The 7,858-nt window shown below is 67.9% G+C and carries 4 protein-coding genes; all 4 read right to left on the reverse strand.

Annotated elements, in window-relative coordinates:
* Positions 1–277: 277 nt before the first annotated feature.
* A complete protein-coding gene (locus Q7W29_13550) occupies positions 278–1,210 on the reverse strand; it encodes a PorV/PorQ family protein (protein MDO9172846.1) in 933 nt (310 codons plus the stop codon).
* 64 nt (positions 1,211–1,274) lie between these two features.
* Complete coding sequence (locus Q7W29_13555) at positions 1,275–4,079, reverse strand: hypothetical protein (protein MDO9172847.1); 2,805 nt, start codon at positions 4,077–4,079, stop codon at positions 1,275–1,277.
* A 40-nt stretch (positions 4,080–4,119) separates the two neighbouring features.
* Positions 4,120–7,116, reverse strand: a complete 2,997-nt coding sequence (locus Q7W29_13560) for a TonB-dependent receptor (GenBank protein ID MDO9172848.1) — start codon at positions 7,114–7,116, stop codon at positions 4,120–4,122.
* A gap of 235 nt (positions 7,117–7,351) precedes the next feature.
* Positions 7,352–7,858: ATP-binding cassette domain-containing protein (locus Q7W29_13565; GenBank protein ID MDO9172849.1), on the reverse strand; the 507-nt coding region annotated here is incomplete at its 5' end.

The raw sequence follows: 7,858 nt of genomic DNA on the forward strand, positions 1-7,858 counted from the left end.
GCAGACCCCGAAACCGCCGGTGCCGTCGAACGGCCGCACCAGGGCGGCCGCGGCCGGGACGGCGGCCGCCAGGCAGGAGGCCAACGTCGAGACGGTCAGTGTGCGCCGCAGTGCCGCGGCCCGTTCCAGAAACATGCCGACCCCCGCCGGGTTGAGGGAACGCTTCCGCCCGCGCATCAATCTAGGGATCCCACCGGCCGCGGACAACCGCGCCGGGACGGCAAAGGCCCGCCCCTCTCGCGGGGCGGGCCCGGCAACCGTCGCCGCCATGTCGCGACTAGTAGATGAAGGTCAGCGTCAACCGGTGCACGTAGCTCAAGGCCTGCATGTCGACCATGCTGTAGTCGAACAGGGCCTTGGCGTCCTTGCCCGTGTTGATGGCCACGCCGAAGCCCCAGGCCAGCTTGTCGCTGTCGTAGTTCAGGTTGTAGCCGACGCGCCCGTAGAGCAGCTCGCGCATGCTGTACTCGAAGCCCACGTTCGCCCGCTCGGCGTTGTCCGCCGGGTGCTGGAACTCCGCCGAGGCCAGGACCTTGTGGTCCTTGGTGTCGACGGCGAAGAAGCTGGCGCCGACCTTGAACGTCGTCGGCATCTTGGCCGGCAACTCGTCGAAGGTGATCTTGCCGCCCAGGTTCTGGATGACCATGCCCAGGCGGAGGTTGCGCACGCCGATGCGGTACAGGATGCCGAAGTCGAAGCCGGCGGAGTTGACGGCCTCCTCGGCCAGGCCCGCGTGCAGGTAGTTCAGGGTGAAGCCGGCGGAGAACTTGTCGGTCCAGAACCGGCTGTAGGAAAAGCCGAAGGCGACCGAGCCGGCATCGAAGGTCTCGCCGTTGCCCTCGGGGCGGTTGGCCGTGCGGACCGGCATCGGGTCCAGCCACAGCGAACGCACGGAGAAGCCGAAGGTGCCCGGCAGGACCTTGGGGTTCATGGCCAGGACGGCGGAGCTCAGGTTGATGTCCGCCGGCCACTCGACCTGGGACACCAGGAACTCGTTGCCGCGGACCTCGACCAGGCCGGCCGGGTTCCAGAAGACGGAACTGGCGTCGTCGGCCACGGCCGTGAACGCCGATCCCATGCCCGTCGCCCGGGCGCTGGTCCCGATCTGCAGGAACTGCGCGCCGAAGGTGCCCACCTTCTCGAAGAGTTCGGCCTGGGCGGCCGCGGGCAGGACCAGGGCGGCAAGGGCCAGGATCGCAATGCGTCTCATGGAAACCTCCAGAACCCTCTCGCGTCGGTAGCGGCCGTCCGGCTCCGCCGGACCGGCCGAGCGGTTAACGGATGACGACGAACTTGCCGATGAAATCCTCGAAGCGATCGTCATCGGACTGGACTGTGAACAGGTAGATCTCGCTCACGACCTCCTGGCCGTTGCGGCTGACCAGGTTCCAACTCGTCTCGCCGTACCCGCCCGTGCCGTCGTGCTCGATCGTCTCCACCAGGTCGCCGTCGAGGGTGAAGATCTTGACGGTGTTGTGGGCGCGGGGCAGGTTGGTGAAGTTGACGCGCACGCCGGTCGGGTCGTCCGCGTTCGGCGAGAACTGCTGGAACTCCGCGAGCGCCTCGCGCGTGGCGGGGTTCGGGTAGACGAAGATGTTGGCGCCGTCGCGCTCGCGCGCCTCGGCTGTCTGCGCGTTCGATCCGGGATTGGTGTTCGTGAAGGACGAGCCCGGATCGCCGGCCAGGCCGGCCCCGATCACCGTCATGGTGTTGTTCTCGTTGATCCGGATCGCGTGGTCGGACGCGGTCACGGAGTAGAAGTACAGGAACCCGTTGTGGACGGCCGGATCGATGTACTCGTAGAAGCTGAGCGCCAGCTTCGAGGTGTGCGTGGGCAGCAGCGCCTCGCGGCCCGTGACCATGAAGAAGGTGTCCAGGGCGGCCGGGTAGCCCTGCCAGGGCAGCAGGCCGGACAAGGCCGGGACCACGTCGCCCTCGCGGTCGAAGAGCGGGGGCCGAACCACGTAACGCCCCAGGGTGTCGGCGGCGACGACCTGCCGCATCGCCTCGGCGAGGCCCTCGAACCGGGGATCGTCGAGCACCCGCGGGCGGTAGCGGATCTGCTCCAGGCCGGTGTTGGTGCCCAGGGGCAGCGTGTCCACCACGGAGGTGCCGTCGCTGAGCTCGCGCGTGTTGATGTACGTGTTCACGTAGTCGTACTCGGCGATCAGCTGCCAGAGCCCGCTCTCGGGGCCGTTCTCGATCGACGAGCCGAAGGGCCGGTCCCAGTTGTCGGCGCGCCAGATGCGGTAGGACTCGAAGTCGATGCGGTTGGCGCGCACGTCGACCGTCGTCTCGCTGCGGTTGTCCCAGAAGACGTGCACCGCGCTGTCGGTCGGCCACAGCCGCACGCCCGGCGGCGGCGGCGCCATGCCGACCAGCCAATGGATCAGGGTCTCGTTGCCGTCGACGCCGGTGCAGCCGGTCCACGGCCCCGTGTCCTTGTTGCAGGTCCAGAGAGTCTCGATGAGGCGGTTCTCCCGCGTGCAGTAGTCGCCCGCCTGGCGCACGCACTCGAAGCAGTTGTCCATGTTGACGTAGATGCAGCCGTCCTCGTCGAGGTCGTCGCTCGTGATCAGCGGCTGCCCCAGCAGCCAGTCCTCCGCCACGCAGGTGGTGTCCATCAGGTCGGCCACGAAGGTGAACATGTCCTGGCCGTAATCGCGGATGCAGATCTTCTTCTCGCGGCCGAGGACGCCGGTCGAGTTGTCGCCGTCCAGGTTGAACGCGTTGCCGAGCCAGGTCTGCGTGGCTTCAGCGGCGTTCTGCAGCATGCCGTCGAGGCCGACGCCCACCACGGTCGCCACCTGGAACTGCAGGGTCTCGCCGGGCGGCAGCTCGGAGAAGGGGCCGGCCGAGATCAGGAAGCGGTAGTCGTTCTCCTTGCCGACGGTCGTGTCGTTGTCGAAGTTCTGCTCGCTGAGCAACTCGTAGCGCTCGGCGTCGTTGGAGGGGTCGCCGCCGCGGGCGTAGGGCTGGTTGCCCGAGAAGTGGTTGAAGCTGCGGAGGCCGACGCTCCGCGGCGCCCGACGGCCGGTCGGGTCGGTGTCGTGACCCAGGAAGACGATGCCGAAGTAGCCCGGGGTCTCCCCGTCGTCGCCGTCGCTGTCGAACATGAAGCCCACGGACACCGGCACATAGGAGTTGTCGCGGGCGCGCACGAGCTCGTTGCGGCTGCCGGCCATGTCGTCCTCGGCGCGGCCGGGGCGGGTGCGGGGGCCGATGTCGGCGTCGGCGAAGAAGCCGATGTACACGTCGTCGACCGAGGCCACGCCCACGTTCGTGACCTCGAACTCGAAGGCCACGAAATCGTCGGCGTCGTCGTTCTCCCAGGCGAAGGACTTCTGGACGATCTTCAGGTTGATCGGCGTGTGGTCGGGGAACTGCTCCCCCGCCAGGCGCGTGTTGTCGTACATCGTGCAGACCATCATCTGGTTGCCGACCTGCCCGAAGTCCTCCTCGAACTCGCCGTCCTCGTCGTCGTCGTAGCCGTTGAGCGTCTCCTCGTCGTAGAGGGGATCGCCGAAGGTCAAGGATTCGGGGTCGCGGTCGGTGTCGTCGTCGTCGTTGGCCCCCGATTCCGGCTGCCGCTTGCCGCTGGCGTTGGGGAAACCGGTGGGCCGCGTCACCACGCCGCCGATGGCCTCGTAGATCGTGTCGGCGATCTCGTTGCGGGCCCGGATCTCCGTCTCGTACTGGCCGGTCGAGACCAGCCGCTCGCCGAGGACCGCGCCGCCGACCCACAGGCCGGCCGCCCAGAGGTACTCCACGCCGGAACCGGCCGGCCACTGCGCCGAGGGCGCGTCGCACCAGCTGCAGGTGGCGGGCGTCTGCGAGCCGATGAGCCCGAAGTTCGAGATGTTCATGTGCAGTTCGCCGACGTTCATCACGAAGGAGCCGTCGGTGACGGCGGAGCCGTCGGGCACCGGCCCGGGATGGGCGCCGAACTGCTCGAGGTCCACCCAGGCCGCCGCCGGGGACGCGGACAGCAGGGCCGTCGCTACCAGCAGGGCCAGGCCGATCCGGGTGCCGGTGGCGCCCGTGCGGTCCGGTAGTCTGCGGCTGGAGATCATGGTCATTCCTTTCCCTCTGACAACCCCGTCCCTGCCCATCCCGGTCCTAGAACGTCCAGCCGAGGCCGACGCGGAACAGGCGGTGGTCCATGAAGACGCGCGGGTCGTTGATAGGGATGAACTCGTTGTAGTTGTCGCCGTTGGCATCCTGCAGATAGGCGCCGCCGTACTTGCCGGTCTCGGTCAGGTATGACACGTAGGCCGAGGTGGCGTTGCGCAGGCCGGGCGTGAGGCCGGCGCCGGGATTGCGCACCATGTCCTGGTTGATCAGGTTGTGGGCCTGGAAGTACATGGTCAGGCGCTGACCGTAGAAGTTGATCTCCTTCTGGCCCTGGAACGTCAGGTCGTAGGTGGCGGGCAGGCGCTCGCTGTTCTCGAGCAGCGGGTCCACCTTGCGCGCGTAGCGGTCGTTGGGCGTCCAGGGGAAGCCGCTGCCGTAGGAGAACGTCATCGAGCCCGACCACGAGTTCGGCTGCTGCAGCAGCAGCGACAGGTGGAAGACGTGGCGCTGGTCCCAGTTCAGGGGCAGCTCCTGGTTGGGCAGGTACTCGAGGCCCTCGGGGTTCGCGCCGAACTCCTGCGAGGAGGCGACGCCGTCCGCGTAGGAGAAGGTGTAGGCGACGTCGAAGGCGAAGTTGTCGGAGTAGCGCTTGTTCAGCGTCACCTCGACGCCGCGCGCCGAGGCGTAGGCCTTGTTGATGTAGCGCGGCAGGGTGTTGCCGGTCTCCTCGTCGGTGACCGTGGTCGCCGCGATCAGGTCGTAGATGTCGCGCGAGTAGATGGCGACCGAGCCCGCGAGGTAGTCGGTGAACTGGTGCTTGATGCCGGCCTGGTAGGCGATGGTCGTCTCGGCCTTCAGGTTGGGGTTGCCGAGGGTGCCGGCGTTGCCCAGCGGGTCCTGGCTGCTGAACAGCAGGTCGCGGGTCGGGAACTGGATGAACCGGCCGTAGGAGAAGTTGAAGCCGTCGCGCTCGGTGATGGGGAACGCGAAGCCGAGGCGCGGCGAGAACTGGTGCTTGTACTTGATGACGTTCTTGTTGACGTCGTCGTTGTCCAGCAGGATCTCCGCGGCCGAACCCGGCGAGAAGAGGTCCCAGCGGAAGCCGTAGTTCATCACCATGCCCTCGTACTCCCAGCGGTCCTGCACGTAGTAGGAGGCTTCGGGGTTGTACGAGTGGAAGATGTTCGAGCTGGCGCCCAGCGAGTACTCGCCCGTGAAACGGTTCTGCCGCTCGTAGGCCGGGTACGACAGGTTGTTGCTCTCGATGTCGTTGTACTGCAGCTGCAGACCCATCTTGACGAGGTGGCTCGTCCAGCGCGTGGTCGAGAGGTCGAACTTCGCGATGTAGGTCCGCGTGTAGTCCTCCCCGTAGTAGGGGAAGTCGCTGGTGGTCACGTAGAGCGGGTTCAGCGGGTCGGTGTAGTAGTCCGATCCGTTCAGGTAGAGGTTCGCCTGGCCGTAGAACAGGCCGGGCGAGGCGATGGGGCCGTGCTGGTACTCCCAGGGGTCCTGGCCGTTGACCGAGAACACGTTGTCGTTGCGCAGCGCCGAGACCTTCATGGTATAGAAAGTGTCGTCGGTCAGGTTGTGCGTCAGCACGAACTTGAGGTTCTGGCTGAGGCTCCGGTTGACGCCGCTGCGGTCGGCCGAGTTGAACCAGGTGTAGGACGAGTCCTCCTGGGCCGTCGAGTAGCTGGAGTAGGGGTAGCGGAACCCGTCGAAGCCGGGCTCGGCCGCGACCGTGTAGAGACGCCCGTCGGTGGAGCGGACCTGCAGCACGGGCACCATGCGCCGGATGAGGCTGGCGTTGCGGGCGTCGATGACCACGGCCGGGTGGGAGGTCTGGTTCATCCGCTCGTACCAGGGGCCGTAGTAGACGGGCACGTAGTTGCGCGTGTACAGCCACGAGTCGTCGCCCGGGGTGTTCACCAGCAGGGGCATCATCAGCACGCGGCGCGAGTAGCCCGACACGCTCCAGTTCGGCGAGTAGGACTCGTTCGAGGCCGAGTTGAGCGTGTACTCGCCCGTGATGCGCAGGTTCTCGCTGAAGGTGTACTGCCACTTCGTGGAGCCCTTGAGCTGGTTGACCTGGCGGCGGCGGAACTGGAAGAGCGTGGCGCCGCCGAGGTCGACCCGGTACTCGGGGCGGTTGGCGACGGAGTAGTTCTCGGTGTCGGTGAACACGAAGTCGCCGGCGAGGAAGTAGGTCAGCTTCTGCACGGGCGTGGGGCCGCCGAAGCCGAACTCGAAGCGGTCGTAGTTGGTGTAGGTCTTGTCCTGGCGGCCGAAGTCGTCGGTCATGTAGCGCAGGCCGCCCTCGAAGGACTCGCCGCCGGCGCGGGTGGTGACGTTGATGACGCCGGACATGGCCGAGCCGTACTCGGGGTCCATGCCGCCGGTCACCAGTTCGGTCGCCTCGACGGCCATCGAGGAGACGGAGATGGCGCCGCCGCCGCCGACGTTGTCGACCGGCACGTCGTCGATGCGCATCGAGACCTCGCCGGAGCGACCGCCGCGCACGTAGAGCTCGCCGTCGCGCATCTGCACGCCGGCCTGCTTGGCGACGGCCTCCTCGACCGAGTCGATGGCGTAGTCGGCGAGGCGGTCACCGCTGAAACTCTGTTCGGTGGCCACGTTCTTGATCTCGACCATGTAGCGGTCGCCCTCGACCGCGTAGGCCTCGAGGGTCTCGACGATCACGACCTTCATGTCGAAGCGGATCTCCGCCTGGGCACCCGACACGACGTCGACCGTCACCTCCTCGGGGGCGTAGCCGAGGTACAGGACCTGGACCGTGTACTTGCCCGGCCGCAGGCTCTGGAAGTAGAAGACGCCGCCGCCGAGGGACATCGTGCCGCGGGAGGTGCCCTTCAGCAGCACGTTCGCGTAGTCCAGGTACTCGCCGGATTCCACGTCGCGGATGGTGCCCTTGATCGAACCCGGGGCGCCCTGGGCGGACGCGAGGGCGGGCAGCAGGATGCAGGCGAACAGAGCCAGCCTGACCGCGGGCCGGGCCACTGTGTTGCGCAGGCGACGGAGCATCGCGCGGCTCCTTTCGACGGACCTCGTCCGATCGAAGCGAGTGGTCAGGTCGGTCCTCGTCCGCGCGTCAGCGGCCTCCGGAGCGGAGACGAGCGCGCGGCCGGCATGCGCCGACCCATGACCTCAACTTCCCTGGCCGGAATCAGGTCGTCCGGCGACCGGGAACGTGGGGAATTTCCAGCCCTCAACCGGCAACTCACGGCTGAATATAGAGATTGCCAAAACCGCTGTCAACCTAATGTGTTTCGGGGTTTCCGGCGGTCACCGGGCACCGCGAAACGTGTCCCGGAACGAGGGACCGGAGGTCCGGCAGGGCGTCCCGGCAGGCCCCCTCCGCCAGGGGGCAGCGGGGCGCGTAGGGGCAGCCCGCGAGGGCCGGCGGGATCAGCGCGCCCTCGCCGTCGGCGGACAGCCGGCGCGTGTAGGGGTGGCTCGGGACGGCGCCGGCCGGCAGCACCTCCAGCACGCGTCCGGCGAACATCACGGCCACCTCGCGGCACGTCCGCCGCGCGAGCGCGACATCGTGGGTGATCAGCAGCAGGCCGCAACCGGTATCGCCCCGGAAGCGCCGCAGCACGTCGATCAGCAGGGACGCGGCGTCGGGGTCGAGCGAACCGGTCGGCTCGTCGGCGACCAGCAGCACCGGCCGCTCCGCCAGCGCGCGCGCGACGGCCACGCGCTGCCGCTGGCCGCCGCTGAGCGCGTGGGGGCGCTGCGCGGCGATCCCGGGTTCCAGGCCGGC

The sequence above is a fragment of the bacterium genome, assembly GCA_030654305.1.
Classification (GTDB): domain Bacteria; phylum Krumholzibacteriota; class Krumholzibacteriia; order LZORAL124-64-63; family LZORAL124-64-63; genus PNOJ01.

Coding starts and splice junctions, on each gene's coding strand:
- Q7W29_13550 (MDO9172846.1), bottom strand. CDS start 1,210: ATGAGACGCATTGCGATCCTGGCCCTTGCCGCCCTGGTCCTGCCCGCG.
- Q7W29_13555 (MDO9172847.1), bottom strand. CDS start 4,079: ATGACCATGATCTCCAGCCGCAGACTACCGGACCGCACGGGCGCCACC.
- Q7W29_13560 (MDO9172848.1), bottom strand. CDS start 7,116: ATGCTCCGTCGCCTGCGCAACACAGTGGCCCGGCCCGCGGTCAGGCTG.